The sequence below is a fragment of the Variovorax sp. JS1663 genome (genome assembly GCF_002157355.1).
In the GTDB taxonomy this organism is placed as follows: domain Bacteria; phylum Pseudomonadota; class Gammaproteobacteria; order Burkholderiales; family Burkholderiaceae_C; genus Variovorax.
The window spans coordinates 53,895-71,988 of the sequence record NZ_LYMK01000013.1; the positions used below are offsets into that span (position 1 = coordinate 53,895).

Below are 18,094 nucleotides of genomic sequence, written 5' to 3' on the forward strand. Positions count from 1 at the left end.
GGCCGCCATGTCCAATGCCAAGCCAACCGTTTTCATCGTCGATGACGACGTGTCGGTCCGCGAGTCTCTCGACGTGCTCATCCACTCGCTGGGCTGGAACGCCGAGACCTTTGCCTCGGCCACGGAGTTCCTTGCCAGCGCCAGGCCGCCCGTAGCGAGCTGCCTGCTGCTCGACGTGAATCTCCCGGACCTGAACGGCCTCGATCTGCAGGAGCGCATCGCAAGCGACCGCGCCGGCATGCCCATCATCTTCATCACCGGCTATGGGGACATACCGATGACGGTTCGCGCCATGAAGGCCGGAGCGGCCGAGTTCCTGACCAAGCCGTTCGAGGAGGACGTCCTCGTCAATGCCATTCGCAATGCCATCGAGCGCAGTCGAGCCGCAATGGAGGAAGATGCCGTGCTGCAGCGGCTGCGCGACCGCTACGCCTCCTTGAGCACCCGCGAAAGGCAGGTCATGGACCTGGTGGTCACCGGCTTGCTCAACAAGCAGGTCGGCAGCGAGCTGGGCATCAGCGAGATCACCGTGAAGGCGCACCGGGGGCGCGTCATGGCGAAGATGGACGCGAACTCCCTGGCCGAACTGGTGAACATGGCAGCAAGGCTGCGCCCGCGCGCTTCGCAGGAGCCCTGACCCCTGCTCTGCAAGGCACGGCTCCATGTGCAACCCGGCCTTGATATGTCGTCTCCGGTGAGTAAACTTGATTCGCGTGCCCACCCCATGGAGGTCGACTTGTGAACATCGCCATCATCGGTGCCTCAGGCAGCGCGGGATCCCGGATCGTCAGCGAAGCACTCGCGCGTGGCCATCAGGTCACCGGCATCGCACGTCACGCGGACAAGATCGCCTCCCGCGACGACCTTCGCGTCGCAGCGGGCGACGTCGCGCAGCCGGGCGCGCTGGCTGAACTTCTCGCCGGACACGACGTCGTCGTGAGCGCGGTGCGCTTTCAGGGATTCGACCTCGAAGACCTCCTGGAGGCACTCAGACGGGCGCATGTCCCTCGGCTGGTGATGGTCGGCGGCGCAGGTTCCCTCAGAACCGCCTCGGGTGGCCTGTGGCTGGACGCGCCGCCCTTCCCCGAGGAGGTGAAGGGGGAGGCACGCGCCGGAGCGGAAAAGCTGAAGGCCCTGCGTGCGCAGCGGGACATCGACTGGACCTTCCTGTCGCCGTCGGCCCTCTTCGAGCCCGGCGAACGAACCGGGCGCTACCGCGTCGGCAGCGAGGAGCTATTGACCGATGCCAACGGCGAGAGCCGCATCTCCCAGGAGGACTACGCGATCGCGTTGCTGGACGAGGTCGAGTCGCCGCGTCATCGCCGCGAGCGCTTCACGGTGGGCTACTGACCCCTGTCGGCGCTGCACCCTGTGGCGCGCACGGAATCGAAAACGCAAACGTCGCTCCGGGCCCCGCATTGGACTCTGCCCAGAGTCGCCCCTGATGCCTCTCGACGATCGAGCGGCTGATGGACAACCCGATGCCCATGCCGCCGCTCTTCGTCGAGTGGAAGGGCTCGAAGAGCTTCTCCAGGTTGTCGCGATCGACGCCTACGCCGGTGTCCTGCACCAGCACGCGAACACGGTCGCCGCCTTGTCGCTCGGTTCTGACGAGCAGCCGGCGCGGCCGGTCGTTGACGCCGACCATCGCGTCGCAGGCATTGCGCAGCAGGTTGAGGACGACCTGCTGGAGCTGGACCCGGTCGCCGAGGACCTGCGGGAGGTCTTCGGCCAGCTCCGACTGGACGATCACCCGATTCGCCTGCAGGTCACTCAAGGTCAACGCGATGACCTCGCGAGTCGCGTCGTTCAGGTCCAGCGTCTCCGGAGCGAACTCCTTCTTGCTGAACAGCGCACGCAGCCGTGCGACCACGTCGGCGGCGCGGTTGCCGTCGCGAATGATCCGCCGCACGGTCTCGCGCGCTGTCTCGACACCTGGCGGGTCGGCGTCCAGCATTCTCAGGCAGGTGCTGGCGTTGGTAATGATCCCTGTCAGGGGCTGGTTGACCTCATGGGCGATCGAGGCAGTCAGTGTGCTCAAGGTCGTGACCCGTGCCACGTGGGCAAGATCGGAGCGAGCCCGGTTCAACGCATCTTCGGCCAGCTTGCGCTCCGTCACGTCCTGGATGGCGCCGATGAACTGCGGTCGATCGGCGACCAGCTCGGTCAGATGGCCGATCGCGTGGACATGCTTCATGGCGCCCCCCGGGGTGAAGATCCGGAACGCCAGATCGAAGTTCGCCCCGCCCAGGGATTTCGCGAAGCCCGTATCGAACGCAGGCAGGTCGTCAGGGTGAACGCGGTCGCGAATCGTCTTCGCCCTGATCGTGGTGGCGGGATCGATCTCGAAGATGCGGTAGAGCTCGGCTGACCAGGTGTACTCGTCCTCAGCGAGATCCGCGGTGAAGTTGCCCGTCCGGCTCAGCCGCTGCGCATCGGCGAAGCTGTCGTAGGCTCGCCTCAGTCCTTCCTCGGCCTGCTTGCGGTCGCGGTACAGGCGCGCATTCTCGATCGATGTCGCCGCCTGGCAGGCGATCAGCTTCAACACGGCGGCACGAGCGGGCACGAACACACGTGGCGCGAGGGTGTTCTCGAGGTAGAGCGCCCCGATGGTCTTGGCCTGATGGGTGAGCGGCAGGCAGAGCACAGAGCGCACGCGCTGCCCGTCGAAGTACGGATCGGCAGAGAACGGACTCTGGATCGCCGCGTCGTCGAGGATCACGGCATCGCGGCTGCGCAGGACGTAGTGGAGGACCGTCAGGGGCAGCCGGGCGCCGGTGACCGGCTCATCGCGCAGGTGCACGACGAGCGCATTGTTCGCTATCGCGGCCTCCGCGGCGATCCGCTGCTCGGCGCCGCGCGGAAGGATCAACACCCCGCGCTCGGCACCCGCATGCTCGATGGCACTGCGCATCAGCGCGTCGAGCAGTTTCTCGAGAACCATCTCGCCCGACAATGCTTGCGACAGCGTGATCACCGTCGCAAGGTCGAGCTGTTCGACCGACGCGGTGATCGTGCCGGTCGGGGCAGATGCCGCTTCGGGGCTCAAGCGGGGGAAGCGACGGTCGAGGTCCCTCACCTTCCCCTCGGCGCCCCAGCGAAGATACGCGTCACGGGCACTGCGCAGATACGCATCCGCGATCGTCGCGAAGCCGCGTGCGGCGTAGAAGCGGGACGCCGTCTCGTTGGCGATCGCTTCGTTGTGGACGAAGCCATTCTCCCGTGCCGACTTGATCGCGTCTTCGTAGAGGCGCTCGGCATCGAGCACCCGGCCTTCGATTCGTGCGATCTCCGCATCGACCAGCAGTTTGCGGTTCTCGAAGTTCTCCGGACAGTGCTGCGCCCAGACCGCGTGCTGCCTCTGATGAATCGCCAGCGCCTCGACATGCCGGCGGCCGGACTCGCCGATCGACGAGTCGACCGATGCGGCTCGTGAAAGCGCGGTGTAGTAGTCGTACTCTGCCACTTCGAAAAAGCCGACCGACGTCCAGAGCAGGCGCTGCGCATTCAGCGAGGCCGCCATCGCCGCCTGATAGTCTCCCGCGAAAAAGCGGGCCTGGAGCTTTCGGATCCAGTACCAGCATTCCGGCAGCGCCAAGGTCGGCTCGCTGGCGAGATGAAGCTCGAAGCGCTGTTCGTCGAAGCCTTCGTCGTCGAAGGCGCCGAATTTCTTCGTCAATCCACGAAGCGTCCGGATGAATCCGAGCTGCGCGGTGATCTTGTCCATGACGAAGCCGAAGTGGATGTTGGTTGCGAATTCGAGGCCGGCCTCTGCCTCGCGCTGCACTTCGCTCAGGGCATCCCCCGCCGCGAGCAGATTGGTGTTCAGGACATTGCAGCAGTAGGCGGCATAAGCGAGGTCGCCGGCCCTGTTCGCATCGCCGAAAGAACGACGCAATTGATCTCGCGCTGTCTTGACGTGCTTCTTCCAGAGTACGACGTTGGACCCGAAGGACATCTGGGTGCGTGCCTGATAGCGACGCAGATCACGCTGTTCCACCAGATCGTAGCCAAGCTTGCCGAACCGGAACCCGCGCCGATAGTCCCCGAAGTGGTGCCCGGCGAGGACGCCGAAGTACAGGTAGCCGAAACACGATCCGTCGCTGTTGCCGTGCTCCAGGCTCAGTGCGACCATCCGGCACATCACGAGCGCAAACAATCCGACGTCGGTGTATGCCGCAGGGTCCACGGCGGCAGCGAGGACATCCAGGACATCGAGCGCATCCGGGTCCGTCATCAGGGGCAAGTCGACGAGGTCCTCGATCTGTCGCTCTCCGAGCAAGGACCAGATCTTCCGATACTCCCGCAGCACGTCCTCTTCGGCAGGATGCGGGGACCAGTCCGTGCCGCGGCCCCTCCAGTAGCCGAGAAATACGTCCACGGCGCGGTCACTGCGGTCCAGCACGGTGTAGAGCGTCAAGCGCATGCACGTGACGAGCGCGGCCTCATGACCGCTCCTGGCCCGCGCCGCCAACAGTGACAGCCGGGTCTCTGCAGCGGTCGAATCGGCGGTCAGCATCTCGCACTCGGCCAGAAGACATTCGAGCGAGAAGACGAGATCGTGGCTGTGGTTCCAGGCGTCGTCGGCCAGCAAGCCGCGCCCGGCGTGGAGGTACTTGAGCGCCGAGGCGTACGCGGTCGAAGCCTTCGCACGCCTGCCCGCGAGGAGGTTCAGCTCCGCGACACGCTCGCGCTCGGCGGCGGACGCAAGCAGGTGCAGCCCGCGGTTGAGCTGGCTGACGATCTCGAAGACCGCTTCCTCGAGCTTCTCCGCAGGCGTGCATGACGCGATCGACATGCCGATCCTGAGGTGAGCTTCCGCCCGCCGATCCGCCGGCGTCAGGGAATAGGCCGCCTCCTGAACACGGTCGTGGAGGAAGAAGTACGAATCCCGCGCGGCCAGGACAAGGCCCGCCTGCAGCGCTTCCTCCAGGTGGCCATGCAGATCGTGCGCCGCATCTCCGTAGACCACGTCGAGAAGCGTGAAGTCCGCCCGGCTGCCGATGTGCGCGAGCTGCTGCAATGCCTTCTGAGCCTCGGTCGGCAGCCGGCTCAGCTTGCCGATCAGGAGGTCGACCACGTTGTCCGTGTATTTCCTCGCGTGTATGCGTGCGAGGTCCCACACCCAGCGCGATGCGCTGTGGTCGAACGCGAGCAACTCCTCCTCGACCAGCGCCGTCAGGAACTGAATGACGAAGAAGGGGTTGCCGGCTGTTCTGTCATGGACCAGTGCGGCCAGCGGGGCGGCGCGCGCGTGGCCGCAGCAGAGCGAATCCGCGACGAGCTGACTCACGTGCTCTTGCGCAAGCGGTCCGAGCGCGATGTTCTGCACCGGTGCGCCGGAAGCCCGGATCCGCTCGAGCGTGCGCAGGAGCGGGTGGCCGGCGGCGACTTCGTTGTTCCGGTAAGCACCGATCAACAGCAGGTGGCGCACCTCGGGCTGGGTCAGCAGGTCTTCGAGCAGATCGAGGGTGGCCGCATCGAGCCACTGCAAGTCGTCGAGGAAGACGACCAGCGGGTGCTCCGGCCGAGCGAACACGCCCAGCAAACGCCGGAACACCAGCTGAAAGCGGCGTTGCGCATCCTGCGGCGGCAGTTCCGGCACCGGCGATTGCTCGCCGATGACCAGCTTCAGTTCGGGCACGAGATCAAGCATGAGCAAGCCGTTCGGGCCGAGCGCCTCACGAAGCGCCTCTCGCCAGTGGGCAAGCTCGACGTCGCCTTCCGTCAGCAACGCACGAACCAGGCTCTGGAAGGTCTGCGCCAACGTCGCATACGGAATGTCCCGTTTGTACTGGTCGAACTTGCCCGCGGCGAAGAGGCCGCGCGGCGGGACCAGGACCTTGTGCAACTCGTTCACGAAGGTGGACTTGCCGATCCCGGCGTAGCCGGAAACCAGCACCAGTTCCGGCGCCCCGTCTCGGACGATGCGGTCAAACGCGGCGAGAAGCGCCTGGATTTCTTCTGCCCGTCCATACAACTGCTCCGGGATCAGCAGTCGGTCGGGCGTATCGTGTTCGCCGAGCGCGAAGTCGTCGACGCGTCCTTGATTCTCCCAATGCCCGAGGCAGCGCCGCAGATCACGTTCCAGGCCTGCTGCCGTCTGATACCGCTCCTCGGCCGTCTTCGCGAGCAGCTTCATGACGATCGCGGACACCGCCGCAGGGACGCTCTGTATCCGCTCGCGGGGTGACATGGCCTGCCGGGCGATGTGGCAGTGCACCCACTCCATCGGGTCGGCTGCAGCGAATGGCAGCGCGCCGGTGAGCATCTCGTAGAGCGTCACACCGAGTGCATAGAGGTCGCAGCGGGCATCGATGGAACGGTTCATCCGCCCGGTCTGCTCGGGCGCGATGTAGGCAAGCGTGCCGGCGAGCATCTCCGGGGGCCCCGGCGCCTGCCGTTCGCGCTGCAGACGCGAGGCGATCCCGAAGCCGGTCAGCCAGACCTGGTGCGTCACGGTGTTGACGAAGACGTTCGCCGGCTTGACGTTCTTGTGGACGATGCCCCGGCTGTGCACTTCGCTGAGGGCGGCGGCGAGGCCGATGGCGAGCCTCAGGAACGTTCCGAGCGCCATGGCCGGTTCGGCGGGCGGTTGGCCATCGAGGGCATGCCGTGCCGGCAACGCTTCCAGGTGTCTGCCCAGGGGCTCGCCGGGCGGGTCCTCCAGAATCAGGGCAATCCGGCCTTCGACTTGCCCCAGCGCCAGGGGCCGAATGGCCCACGTCGATTCGAGCTCCGATCGGAAGGCGAACTCATGTTCCAGCATCCGGATGCGATCGGGTCCGGGACGCTCCGAAGCGGGCATCAGTGCAAGGACCGACGGCGGATGCGGCATCCGCCCGGCCACCGCACACCCTCGGCACAGCACGAAGCCGCCGTCTTGATGAATTGTCGAGAGTGAGTAATCTGACAGATCCATCCCCGGAGCCTCCGACATCGACCATCACGGAGCATGCACGCGAAGAACGCGGCGCCCTGTCGGCGTGGCCCGCCAGGCCTGGGCTTCAGTCCGGCTTCCCGCGCGTGTTCGCGCAATGATAGCCAATGGGCTCAGCAGCAACGCTGCGCCGGAATCGCGGGCTGATCGACACCATCGTGTGATAGCCAAGTGCACAGGATCTGGCGATATTCAGTCAGCGGCCGCGTCGATCCTGCTCGCTTCACCCAGCGCTCACGCGGTGCATCACTGGAACTGCCATGCGCCATTTCTCATCGCATCCGCAACACGGCCCGATCGTCGCGCCCCTGCGTTCACCGCCCCATCGCGGCACAACACCCACGCTGCCCGTGACACCGCAGGAAAGCGAATTCCGAGAGATGGACCAGGCCTTCCGTGCCAGCGGAGGCATCGCCGGATCCGACGAGGTCACCGCACTTCTGCGCAGGCACACGGACCAGCCGATCTCGGTGCTCGCGCGCTGGATCGTCGACCGGGACGTCCTGTGCTTCCACTGGCAATCGCGCTCGATGCTGCCGCTGTTCCAGTTCGATCCGCACACGCTGACGCCACGCCAGCCCGTGGTGGCCGTGCTCGGAGAACTGGCACCCGCGCTGAGCGACTGGGAGATCGCCCTCTGGTTTGCCCGTTGCAACCCCTGGCTCGACGACGCTGCGCCGGTGGATGCGATCGACGTGGATCAGCGAGCGGTCTACGAGGCCGCGAGGGTCGATCGCTACCTCATCCATGGCTGATGCCGGGCTTCGAGGCCGCAGGGAGTGCCACCATGTCACCTGAGCAAGTGCTCGCGCAGTTCAAGGCTTCGGGCGTTCAGACCTGCTTCCACGATCGCCACATCGCGCCGCAGATCTTCGCGGGACTGAACGGCGCCAACTGGCGCCTTTCCGGCTACGAAGCACGCGACGGCTACAAGGCATTGCGCAAGATCCTGAGCGAGGGACTGACCCCGGAGCAGGTGATCGCCGAAGTCAAGGCCTCGGCCCTTCGCGGCCGTGGCGGCGCGGGGTTTCCGACCGGCCTGAAGTGGAGCTTCATGCCGCGCCAGTTTCCCGGCCAGAAGTACCTGGTGTGCAACTCGGATGAGGGCGAGCCGGGCACGTGCAAGGACCGCGACATCCTGCTCTACAACCCGCATATCGTGATCGAGGGAATGATCATCGCCGCGTACGTCATGGGCGCCACTGCCGGCTACAACTACATCCACGGCGAGATCTTCGAGGCCTACGAACGCTTCGAGTCAGCACTCGATGAAGCACGCACCGCCGGCTATCTCGGCCATCGAATCCTCGGCAGCGATTTCAGCTTTCAGCTTCACGCGACGCACGGTTTCGGCGCATACATCTGCGGCGAGGAGACGGCGTTGCTCGAGTCGCTCGAGGGCAAGCGGGGCAATCCTCGTTTCAAGCCTCCGTTTCCGGCGAGCTTCGGCCTCTACGGCAGGCCGACGACGATCAACAACACCGAGACTTTCGCCGCCGTGCCATGGATCATCCGCAACGGCGCGAGGGCCTACCTGGAAGCCGGCAAGCCCAACAACGGCGGCTCGAAGATCTTCTCGGTCAGCGGCGACGTCGAGTTGCCCGGCAACTACGAGATCCCGCTGGGCACGCCGTTCCCGAAGCTTCTGGAACTCGCAGGCGGGGTTCGCAAGGGCCGCCGCCTCAAGGCCGTGATCCCCGGCGGTGCATCGTCGCCGGTGCTTCCCGCCGCCGCCATGCTGGAACTGACCATGGATTTCGACGCGCTGGCCAAGGCCGGCTCCATGCTCGGCTCCGCCGCGGTGATCGTGATCGATGACAGCCGGAACATGGTCGAGTCGCTGAAGCGCCTCTCCTATTTCTACATGCACGAATCCTGCGGGCAATGCACGCCCTGCCGCGAGGGTTCGGGCTGGCTCTGGCGCGTGGTGGACCGGATTCACGGCGGCAGAGGCAAGCCTTCCGACGTGAGCCTTCTCAACTCTGTTGCCGACGGCATCCAGGGCCGCACGATCTGCGCGCTGGGGGATTCCGCCGCGGTGCCCGTCCGCGCCATGATCAAGCACTTCCGGGACGAGTTCGAGGAACTCATTCCGCGCGATCCCCCACGTTAGTGGGCCGTGGCAACCAGCCACCCCCAAGCGCCTTGTAGACCCCCACGAGCGAGGTGGCGGCTCCCGTTTGAGCCTGGGCAAGCCGGTCGCGCGCGGACAGCATCTCCCGCTCGGCATCGAGCACCGACAGGAAATCGCTCACACCCACGGTGAAGCGCTCGCGTGCGATCAGCGCGGCGTTCTCCGCGGCGCGCGCGGCGTCATAGAGGTGCTCAGCCTGGCGCTGGCTCCGGGTGTAGGTCGCCAGCGAGCCTTCGGTCTCCTCGAGGGCGGTGAGCACGGTGCGCTCGTAGACCAGCATCGCGGCGTCGCCACGCGCATCGGCCGCGGCGATCTGGGCGCGGATGCGGCCGAAGTCCAGCAGGTTCCAGACCATCCGCGCGCCCAGGCTGTAGGCATAGGAGGCACCGTCACCGAGCCTGCCGAGGGTCATTGCGTTCTGCCCGATCGTGCCGCCGAGGGTGATGCGCGGAAACAGCTCCCCGCGCGCCACGCCGACACGCGCCGCCGCGGCGGCAGCCTGCTGCTCGGCCGCCAGGATGTCGGGCCGGCGGCGCAGCAGGCTCGCGGGCGAGCCGATGCCGCCGAGGGCCACGCTCTTGAGTCCGGGCAAGGGCTTGGGCGCGCTCAGTTCGGCGTCGAGGGCCGAAGGTGGCTCGCCGCACAGCCGACTCAGGCGATAGCGTGCGCGGAGCACGGCCGCTTCCAGCGCCGGCACGCTGGCCGCGGTGCTTTGCACCAGGGCGCGCGCGCGCTCGGCGTCGAAAGCCGTGCCGCGCCCGGCTTCCTGCCGGGCCCCCACCAGCGCCAGCACCGCTCGCTGGGTTTCCAGCGACGCGTAGGCCACCCGCAACTGCTCCTGCAACCCGCGCAGCTCGAAATACGTGCGCGCCACCTCGGCGCTCACGCTCAGATGAACGAACTGCAGTCCCGCCTCGGTCGCCAGCATCTCCGCTCCGGCCGCACGGCTCGCGTCGCCGAGGCGGCCGAACAGGTCGACTTCCCAGTTCACGTCGAAGCCGAAGGAGTAGGTGTGATGCGTTCGAGGGTTCCCCGCGGCGTCCGCGGCCCGCACGCGCCCCGCGCCAGCTGCCACATCGACGGAGGGAAGCAGTTGCGCATCGGCAAAATTCGCCAGCGCACGCGCCTCGCGCAGGTTCGCGCTGGCGATGCGGAGGTCCGCGTTGGCCTGGAGGGCGCGCGCAACCAGGGCGTCGAGCTGCGGGTCCCGGAAGCCGCGCCAGAATTCCGCCGCGGGCTCGACCTGCGCTGTATCGTCCGGCTGGTTGGCAAAGCTCGCAGCCGGCGGCGGCTCATAGAGCTTGTAGCGGGGCGCATTGGAGCAGGCAGCCAGGAATGAAACTGCCGCCAGCGTGGCCAGGGCTTTCATCTCGCACCCCCCGTCTGCTCCGGCGTGGCGTCGTCCACGCCCGGATGGAAGGGATGCGCCGCTGCATCGATCTGGTGGCGCAGGTCCGCCGCCTCGGCACGCTGCTTCTCGGTGCTCTTGCGCAGCAGCACGTAGAACAGCGGCGTGAGGAAGATGCCGAACAAGGTCACCCCGACCATGCCGGAGAAGACCGCGACCCCCATGGCGCGGCGCATCTCGCTGCCCGCGCCGCTGCCCAGGATCAGCGGGATCACGCCGGCGCAAAAGGCGATCGAGGTCATCAGGATCGGCCGCAGGCGCAGCCGGCACGCCTCGATCACCGCCTCGACGATCGGCTTGCCGCGCTCTTCGAGTTCCTTCGCGAACTCGACGATGAGGATCGCGTTCTTGCAGGCCAGGCCCACCAGCACCACCAGGGCCACCTGGGTGAAAAGGTTCAGGTCGCCCACCTGGCCGAAGGGCGGCAGATGCGACAGCCACACGCCGAAGAGCGCCGACAGGATGGACATCGGCACGATCAGCACGATCGACAACGGCAGGCTCCAGCTCTCGTACTGGGCCGCGAGCACCAGCACGACCAGGATCACCGAAAGCAGCAGCACGACGGTGAGCGTCGGCACCTGGATGCCGAGACCCGGCACCGTGACGTCCCGCGTCAGCCGGTCCTGGTAGGAAAGCTCCGTCCACTCGTAAGTCATGCCGCGCGGCAGGTTCTTCAGCAGGCCCTCGATCTCCCCCTCGGCCTGCCCGCTGGAAAAGCCCGGCTTGGCTGCGCCATTGATGTCGGCCGACGGGAAGCCGTTGTAGCGCGTTACGCGCGTCGGGCCGAAGGTGGGCTCGACCTGCATCAGCGCGCCCAGCGGCACCATCTCGCCGCGGCCGTTGCGGGTCTTCAGGTCGAGGATGCTCTGCGCCTGCGTCCGGTAGGGGGTGTCGGCCTGGACGATCACCTGGTAGGTCTTGCCGAAGCGGTTGAAGTCGTTGACGTAGAGCGAACCGAGGTTGATCTGCAGCGTGTCGTAGATGTCCTGCAGCGCGACGCCCATCTGCTTCGCCTTGGTGCGATCGACGTTCGCGAAGAGCTGCGGCACATTGATGTCGTAGTTGGAATACGGCGTTCCGATGCTGGAAGCCGCGTCGGCGTAGATGGGTCCCAGCGTATCGCGCACCGCGTTGAAAAGCGTCTGCTCGCCCTGGCCGCCGCGGTCTTGCACCTGCAGCTTGAAGCCGCCGGCATTCCCCAGGCCGTCGACTGCCGGCGGCGGCACGACGAACATGCGCGCGCCCTGGATGCTCTCGATCTCGGCATTGACGCGCGCCAGGATGGCGTCCTTCGACAGGTCCCGCGACCGGCGCTCCTCGAAAGGTGCCAGCAGGTAGAACACTAGCCCTTCGTTGGGCGCCGCAGAAAAGCCTGCGATCGACAGCCCCGGGTAGCTCGTCGCACCGACGATGCCGGGCACCTTGAGTGCGATGTCGGTCATGTCCCGAAGGACCGCATCGGTCCGCTCGCGCGTGGCGCCGGCCGGCAGTTGCGCGATGCCGATGAGGTACTGCTTGTCGGGCGCCGGGACGAAGCCACCCGGGATCCGCGCGAGCAGCACGGCGGTCGCGAGCAGCAGCAGCAGGTAAACGGCCAGGGCCATCGACTTGCGCTTGAGCAAGCCGGTGACGCCGCGGCTGTAGTCCTCGCTTCTGTGGTGAAAGAACAGGTTGAACCAGCGGAAGAAGCGGCCGAACAGCTTGTCCATGACGCGCATGACGGGGTCCTTGGGCGCGTCATGGGGGCGCAGCAGGATGGCCGCGAGCGCCGGAGACAGGGTGAGCGAGTTGATGGCCGAGATCACGGTCGAGATCGCGATCGTCGCCGCGAACTGCTTGTAGAACTGTCCCGACAGACCCGGCACGAGAGTGAGCGGAATGAACACCGCGCACAGCACCAGGGCGATGGCGACGATGGGGCCGCTGACCTCCTTCATGGCCCGGACTGCGGCGTCGTGCGGCGTCAGGCCGTCTTCCAGGTTGCGCTCGACGTTCTCCACCACCACGATCGCGTCGTCGACCACGATGCCGATGGCCAGGACGAGTCCGAACAGCGTGAGCGTGTTGATCGAATAGCCCAGCGGCAGCAGCACGGCGAAGGTGCCGACGATCGATACCGGCACGGCCAGAAGCGGAATGATCGAGGCGCGCCAGGTCTGCAGGAACACGATCACCACCAGCACCACCAGCAGCACCGCCTCGATCAGCGTGTGGACGACCTTGTCGATGGAGGTCTGGACGAAGCGCGTCGGGTCGTAGACGATGGCGTAGTCGACGCCCTGTGGAAAGCCGGCCTTGAGCCGCTCCATGGTGGCTCGCACCTGCTCGGAGATCTCCAGCGCGTTGGAGCCGGGGGCCTGGAAGATCCCGATGGCCGCCGCCTCCTTGTTGTCGATCAGGCTGCCGATCGCGTAGGTGTTGGAGTTGATCTCGACGCGTCCCACGTCCCGGATACGGATCAGGGCGCCGGTCGCGGGTTCGGTACGCACGATGATGTCGGCGAACTCCTCTTCGCGCACCAGACGACCGCGGGTGTTGACCGCGAGCTGGAAATCCGTGCCCCTGGGCGAAGGCGGCGCGCCGACGACGCCGGCCGCCACCTGGACGTTCTGCTCGCGAATGGCCGCAACCACGTCGCCTGCCGTCAGGTTGCTGCCGGCGAGCTTCTGCGGGTCCAGCCAGATGCGCATGGCATAGTCGCCGCCGCCGAAAAAGCTCACCGAGCCCATGCCAGGAATGCGCAGCAGCTCGTCGCGCACCTGCTGGTGGGCGTAGTTGCGCAGGTAGAGCGTGTCGTGCGTGTTGCCCGGGCTGACCATGTGCACCACCATGGTCAGGTTGGGCGATTGCTTCTCGGTGATCACGCCGATCTGGCGCACGATCTCGGGCAGCCGGGGCAGGGCCCGATTGATGCGGTTCTGCACCGCGGTCTCGGCCTGCTCGGGGCTGGTGCCGATGCGGAAAGTCACCGTCAGGGTCAGGGAGCCGTCGGCCGTGGCCTGGCTTTCGTAGTACAGCATGTCGTCCACGCCGTTGATCTGCTCCTCCAGCGGCGTGGCGACGGTCTCCGAGACGACGCGCGGGTTGGCACCGGGGAACTGGGCGCGCACGACGATCTGCGGCGGCGTCACGTCCGGGTATTCCGAGATCGGCAGCTGGAAGATCGACAGCAGGCCGACCAGGAAGATGAAGATCGACAGCACCGCTGCGAAGCGCGGGCGCTCGATGAAGAAGCGTGAAATGTCCATTATGTGCGCCTCACTTCTGCGCCACGGCGGAGCCGGCGCCTCGCGTCACGGGAGCACGCGCGGGCAAGGGCATGCCCTTGTCGTCGACGGCGAGCACCTGCGGCGTCACCGGCGCGCCGGGAAAGGCGCGCAGCAGCCCATCCACGACCACCCGCTCACCGGGCTTGACGCCCTCGACCACGCGCATGCCCTCGATCAGCGCGCCGGTCTTGACCTCGCGCGCCTGCACGATGTTGTCCGGACCGACGACGAGCACCATCTTGCGCGTCTGGTCCGTCGTGATGGCGCGCTCGGCCACCAGCGTGGCCTGATAGCTGCCGCTGCCGATCAGCTTGACCCGCGCGAACAGACCCGGCGTGAACTGCCCTTGACGGTTGTCGAACACGGCGCGCCCACGCATCGATGCCGTGGCCGGGTTCAGCCGGTTGTCGACGAAGTCCAGGTGTCCTCGGTGCGGGAAGCCCTCCTCGTTGGCAAGCCCCATCATCATCGGGTTGGGCTCGTCGCGACCCGACGGCCGGGTCCCGTCGCGTGCCGCTTTCACGTACTTGAGGTAGGTCGCCTCGCTGGCGTCGAAGTAGGCATACACCTTGTCGCTCGACACCAGCGTCGTGAGCACCGGATCGCCCACGCTGACCAGGTTGCCCGGCGTGATGTTGGCACGCGAGGTGCGGCCCGACACCGGTGCCGTGATGCGGGTGAATTCGAGGTTCAGCCGGGCCTGGGTCAGCGCCGCCTCGGCGGCCTGGATGCCGGACTGCGCGTTGCGCGCCGCGGCGCGCAACTGATCGACCTCCTGCTGGCTCACGCCCTGGATCGCTACCAGCCGCTCCGCGCGCGCCAGCTCGCTCCTGCTCAGCTCGGCCTGGGTGCGCGCGGTCACCAGCTGCGCCTCGAGGCGCGCCACCTCGGCGGCGAACGGGCGCGGGTCGATGGTGAACAGAAGCTCGCCCTTCTTGACGAGCTGGCCTTCACGAAAGTGCACCGCCTGCAGAGAACCTGCCACCCGCGCGCGCAGTTCGACAGTGTCCGGCGCCTCCAGGCGCGCCGTGAACTCATCGAACTCCTGCACGACACCCTGGAAGGCAGGCGCTACCGAAACCTGGGGTGGAGCGCCCGCCTTCGGCGGCGCCTCCTGGCGGCAGCCCGCGCAAAAGCAGGCAGCGCACAGCAAGGCCAGAACTGCGTTCATCGGATGCCGGCGAAGAAATGACCAAGGGGTCATGGCATGCTCCTGTGGAAAGGGCCATCTTCGACCGGCAAATGGCGAACGACATCGGCCAGAGGTTGACTCGGAAGTCGATCCGAGGGGTGAAGCAGAAGTCGACGCCGCGGGAGCCGAGTGCGCCTCGGCTCCGGAACGCACGGCGAGGCCGGTCGCATGCCTCCCATGCTGGAACGCGGAGAGACCAGGCCAGCCTCACCGCCAAGCTGCTCCGCGCTCCGCTTCAGCCAAGGTCGTACTGCGCGGTCGTACTACCGTGCAATTGCTGCGACGCGAGTCCTCTGCTGTGATTGGCACCGAGCGTGCCACGCTGTCCAAGGCACCCACAACCCAGGAGCCACCCATGAGCGCCATCCGCGAACCCGGAGAAACCGCACCTGCTGCGCCCCAACTGCAGCGTATCGACGCGAAGCTCGACGTCGCCACCATCGCCGCATCAAGCGCCGAGTACGCCAAGCCCTTCTGCGAAGACCTCGGCATGAGGCTCTCTCGAATCATGATCCCTGTCGCTTCTCTCTGCCTCCTGTGGGCGGTGAACGCCCGCGCCGAGCACTACCACGGCGTGCTGCAGTTCCAATCGGGTGCGAATCGTGCCGACGTGCACGCCCAGGCACTTGCAGCCTCTCATCTGCCTGATGCTTTCCGCGAGGGGGCCAGCGCGGGTGTAGCGCCGGCGGCAGGCGGCCAGATCGAAAAGTCCGAGGTGCGCGCGCAAGCACTGGCCGCCGCGCGCGTGGGCAACCCATTCGGCGACAGCGCCGGTGCGGGCGTGGCCAGCACATCGATCGGTACGGTCGATCGTCAGGCCGTTCGCGCAGAAGCGCGCGCCACGGCGGCGCGCGGCGTGAACAAGGCGATCCCGTCACTGGGACCCTGAACGGCACACGCCGTGCCCGGCCCCATGCCTGCCCGCGCGAGCTCCGAGATCAGCGGCCGACGACGACGGCCCCCCAACCGATACCGCCCGATCACGCTACTGTCCGGCTCCACCCCCAGGCGATTGCGACACGCTCCACGGGCAGTTGGTGTCCAGCGCGAGTCAGACCGGATCGCCGCACGCCCCCCGCGCCGCGCGGACGGCATCCAGGCGGATCTCGTGCAGCTTGATGTGCCTGAAGCCCTGCGCCAAGGCGCGCTCGACGGCCTGGGCCCACCAGCGCCGGCTCCGAGTAGCGCGGCAGGCTCGCGGTGGGGGCCGCGCCCATGTCGAAGGGCTCGCGGATGAGATGGATCTCGATTCGCTCGACCCGGCGCCTGTCGCTCACCGATGCGGGCGAGACCTTCTATGCGCGCTGCGCGGCGGATCGACGGGCCGCAGGGCACGGCCGAGGTCCATGTGGCGGGCCGCTTCGCGCCAACACGGTGAAAGCCCAGCTCGAGGCCGCGCTGGCCCACCTGGGTGTCGCGCTATTGCCTGTTCCCCTGGCAGCGCAGCACATCCGGACCGGCGAACTGACCGAGGTGCTGCCGGGGCACGGCGTGGAGGGCATCGGCCCCTACCTCGTCTACGCGAGCCGCCGGCAGATGCCGCGCGCGGTGAGGGCCTTCATCGACTTCGCGATGACGGCGATGGCCGCACAGCTGGAAGAGCGCTCCGCCCTTGCGCTTCGCGACGATGCGGCGCCGAGCGGCGCCGGCCGTCTCACGGCGTGAACGGCGGGCCGTTGGGCTTCGTTCTCAGCCCCGGCCTCAGGCGCTTCCAGGGCAGCTGCGCCGGATCGGCGATGAAGGGCCCGGGCGCCCGGGCCACCAGGATTTTTTCGGCGATGGCGGCGAAGTCCGCGCGGAAGTGGACCGAGCTCTTGTTCACCAGGATCTTCATGGCCTCGGGCTCGATGCCGACCGCGCGGTACATGTTCCTGTCCAGCAGCTGGGCCTTGGCCGAGCTCACCGCGATGCGGACGCCGTCGATGCGCAGGCGCGCCATCGGGCCCATGTCGGCCGCCTTGCCGTTCATCATCGGGCCGCCGTAGACGAAGCGGCCGTCGGAGAGCGACTCCACCTCGTAGCTCGCCCGGAGCGGCTCGTCGCCCGGGACCTGGGGACAGCCCCCGAGGCCGATCTCGATGCGGCTGCCCACGCCGGCCCGGTGCGCGGCCGCTGCCGCGGCAGGGTCGCAGAGGATGCCGATGGCGGCGCCCTGCGCGCCGGCCGCGAGGAGCGCGCGCAGCATGCCGGTGGTGTTGCCATCGCCGCCGACGCCGGGGTTGTCCTGGGTGTCCGCGATGATCACCGGGCGTTCCGCCCCCTCGGCGATACGCATGGCCTGCCGAACCGCCGCGTCCGGCTCGTCGAACTGCACAGCCCAGTCGCCCTCCAGCGCGCAGGCACGGGCCAGCAGGGCATCGACGGCCTTCTCGACCGCGGCGCGGTCGAAGCCATGGCCCCAGATCACCGGGCCGCACTCGGGAAAGTCGGCCGCCGGGAAGCCCGGCGCGAAGGACAGCGACAGCACGCCCTCCGGCTCCAGCGCCTCCAGCAGCTCGTACATGCCGCCCGCGGGCTGCATCATGGTCGACATGCTGTTGACGGGGATCAGGAAGGGCAGGCGCCGTGCCACGCAGTGCACGGGGCGCGCATCGCCGTGCAGCGCCAGCAGCAGTTCGCCGGCCCGGCGGCCGGTGTCGGCCATGTCGACATGCGGGTAGGTGCGGTAGGCCACCAGGCCGTCTGCCAGCGCGAGCATCTGCGCCGTGACATTGGCATGCAGGTCCAGCGACACCACGATCTTCATGCGCGGCCCGACCACGGCGCGGATCCGCGCCAGCAGCTCGCCTTCGCCGTCATCCAGGTGCTGCGCGACCATGGCGCCGTGCAGGTCGAGGTAGATGGCGTCGAAGCCGCCGCGCTTGACCGCGGCAACGATCTCGCCGGCGATGCGCTCGTAGGCATCGGTGGTGACGTGGGCGGAGGCGCCGGCGCCGGCCCAGATGACGGGGGTGACGGTGTGCCCGTGTTCGCGCACGCAGCGGATGAAGCCGCTGGCCGGCAGGTTGACGTTCAGGAGGTCGTACAGCGCGTCGCCGCGCACCATGGCCGGGAAGTCCTCGCCGCGCACGAAGCTCTCATAGCTGGCCACGGTGGGCGCGAAGGTGTTGGTCTCGTGCTGGAAGCCGGCAACCAGGATGTTCATGGC

Annotated in this window: 11 protein-coding genes; 6 read left to right on the forward strand and 5 right to left on the reverse strand. The window is 67.4% G+C overall.

Features of this window, described 5'->3' with window-relative positions:
• Window positions 1-7 precede the first annotated feature (7 nt).
• Complete coding sequence (locus A8M77_RS13150; RefSeq protein ID WP_086921950.1) at window positions 8-637, forward strand: response regulator transcription factor; 630 nt, start codon at window positions 8-10, stop codon at window positions 635-637.
• Window positions 638-738: 101 nt separating this feature from the next.
• Entirely contained in the window at window positions 739-1,350 is a 612-nt protein-coding gene (locus A8M77_RS13155; protein ID WP_086921951.1) for an NAD(P)-dependent oxidoreductase, read from the forward strand.
• Here A8M77_RS13155 and A8M77_RS13160 read toward each other — a convergent pair.
• A complete protein-coding gene (locus A8M77_RS13160; protein WP_192871601.1) occupies window positions 1,334-6,922 on the reverse strand; it encodes a trifunctional serine/threonine-protein kinase/ATP-binding protein/sensor histidine kinase in 5,589 nt (1,862 codons plus the stop codon). The two genes, A8M77_RS13155 and A8M77_RS13160, sit on opposite strands and share 17 nt — an antisense overlap.
• A 398-nt stretch (window positions 6,923-7,320) precedes the next feature.
• Here A8M77_RS13160 and A8M77_RS13165 point away from each other — a divergent pair, with 398 nt between their 5' ends.
• Window positions 7,321-7,695: a hypothetical protein gene (locus tag A8M77_RS13165; protein WP_086921953.1), complete on the forward strand. Its 375-nt coding sequence runs from the start codon at window positions 7,321-7,323 to the stop codon at window positions 7,693-7,695.
• Window positions 7,696-7,727: 32 nt separating this feature from the next.
• Complete coding sequence (nuoF, locus tag A8M77_RS13170; protein ID WP_086922031.1) at window positions 7,728-9,053, forward strand: NADH-quinone oxidoreductase subunit NuoF; 1,326 nt, start codon at window positions 7,728-7,730, stop codon at window positions 9,051-9,053.
• Here the strand turns inward: nuoF and A8M77_RS13175 are convergent.
• Genes A8M77_RS13175 through A8M77_RS13185 form a run of 3 tightly spaced genes read right to left on the reverse strand, consistent with a single transcriptional unit; the run spans window position 9,028 to window position 14,958 of the window.
• Window positions 9,028-10,443: an efflux transporter outer membrane subunit gene (locus A8M77_RS13175; RefSeq protein ID WP_086921954.1), complete on the reverse strand. Its 1,416-nt coding sequence runs from the start codon at window positions 10,441-10,443 to the stop codon at window positions 9,028-9,030. The two genes, nuoF and A8M77_RS13175, sit on opposite strands and share 26 nt — an antisense overlap.
• Complete coding sequence (locus A8M77_RS13180; protein ID WP_086921955.1) at window positions 10,440-13,733, reverse strand: efflux RND transporter permease subunit; 3,294 nt, start codon at window positions 13,731-13,733, stop codon at window positions 10,440-10,442. Before A8M77_RS13180 ends, A8M77_RS13175 begins: the two co-directional genes overlap by 4 nt.
• A gap of 10 nt (window positions 13,734-13,743) precedes the next feature.
• Window positions 13,744-14,958, reverse strand: coding sequence for an efflux RND transporter periplasmic adaptor subunit (locus A8M77_RS13185; RefSeq protein ID WP_238136811.1), 1,215 nt, complete (start codon window positions 14,956-14,958; stop codon window positions 13,744-13,746).
• A gap of 343 nt (window positions 14,959-15,301) precedes the next feature.
• On the opposite strand from A8M77_RS13185, the gene A8M77_RS13190 reads away from it, so the two are divergent.
• Together A8M77_RS13190 and A8M77_RS13195 are read left to right on the forward strand one after the other, a co-directional pair.
• Window positions 15,302-15,835, forward strand: coding sequence for a hypothetical protein (locus tag A8M77_RS13190; protein ID WP_086921957.1), 534 nt, complete (start codon window positions 15,302-15,304; stop codon window positions 15,833-15,835).
• A gap of 344 nt (window positions 15,836-16,179) precedes the next feature.
• The gene (locus A8M77_RS13195) at window positions 16,180-16,611 is read left to right on the forward strand and encodes a LysR substrate-binding domain-containing protein (protein ID WP_158100924.1); all 432 of its coding nucleotides are present in this window, start codon (window positions 16,180-16,182) and stop codon (window positions 16,609-16,611) included.
• On the opposite strand, the gene A8M77_RS13200 is transcribed toward A8M77_RS13195, so the two are convergent.
• Complete coding sequence (locus A8M77_RS13200) at window positions 16,601-18,091, reverse strand: M81 family metallopeptidase (RefSeq protein ID WP_086921959.1); 1,491 nt, start codon at window positions 18,089-18,091, stop codon at window positions 16,601-16,603. The two genes, A8M77_RS13195 and A8M77_RS13200, sit on opposite strands and share 11 nt — an antisense overlap.
• Between the last annotated feature and the right edge of the window lie 3 nt (window positions 18,092-18,094).

Excerpts from the sequence above, each read along its gene's own strand:
- A8M77_RS13150 (WP_086921950.1), top strand. The coding sequence starts at position 8 with ATGTCCAATGCCAAGCCAACCGTTTTCATCGTCGATGACGACGTGTCG.
- A8M77_RS13160 (WP_192871601.1), bottom strand. The coding sequence starts at position 6,922 with ATGGATCTGTCAGATTACTCACTCTCGACAATTCATCAAGACGGCGGC.
- A8M77_RS13165 (WP_086921953.1), top strand. The coding sequence starts at position 7,321 with ATGGACCAGGCCTTCCGTGCCAGCGGAGGCATCGCCGGATCCGACGAG.
- nuoF (WP_086922031.1), top strand. The coding sequence starts at position 7,728 with ATGTCACCTGAGCAAGTGCTCGCGCAGTTCAAGGCTTCGGGCGTTCAG.
- A8M77_RS13175 (WP_086921954.1), bottom strand. The coding sequence starts at position 10,443 with ATGAAAGCCCTGGCCACGCTGGCGGCAGTTTCATTCCTGGCTGCCTGC.
- A8M77_RS13180 (WP_086921955.1), bottom strand. The coding sequence starts at position 13,733 with ATGGACATTTCACGCTTCTTCATCGAGCGCCCGCGCTTCGCAGCGGTG.
- A8M77_RS13185 (WP_238136811.1), bottom strand. The coding sequence starts at position 14,958 with ATGACCCCTTGGTCATTTCTTCGCCGGCATCCGATGAACGCAGTTCTG.
- A8M77_RS13190 (WP_086921957.1), top strand. The coding sequence starts at position 15,302 with ATGAGCGCCATCCGCGAACCCGGAGAAACCGCACCTGCTGCGCCCCAA.
- A8M77_RS13195 (WP_158100924.1), top strand. The coding sequence starts at position 16,180 with ATGAGATGGATCTCGATTCGCTCGACCCGGCGCCTGTCGCTCACCGAT.
- A8M77_RS13200 (WP_086921959.1), bottom strand. The coding sequence starts at position 18,091 with ATGAACATCCTGGTTGCCGGCTTCCAGCACGAGACCAACACCTTCGCG.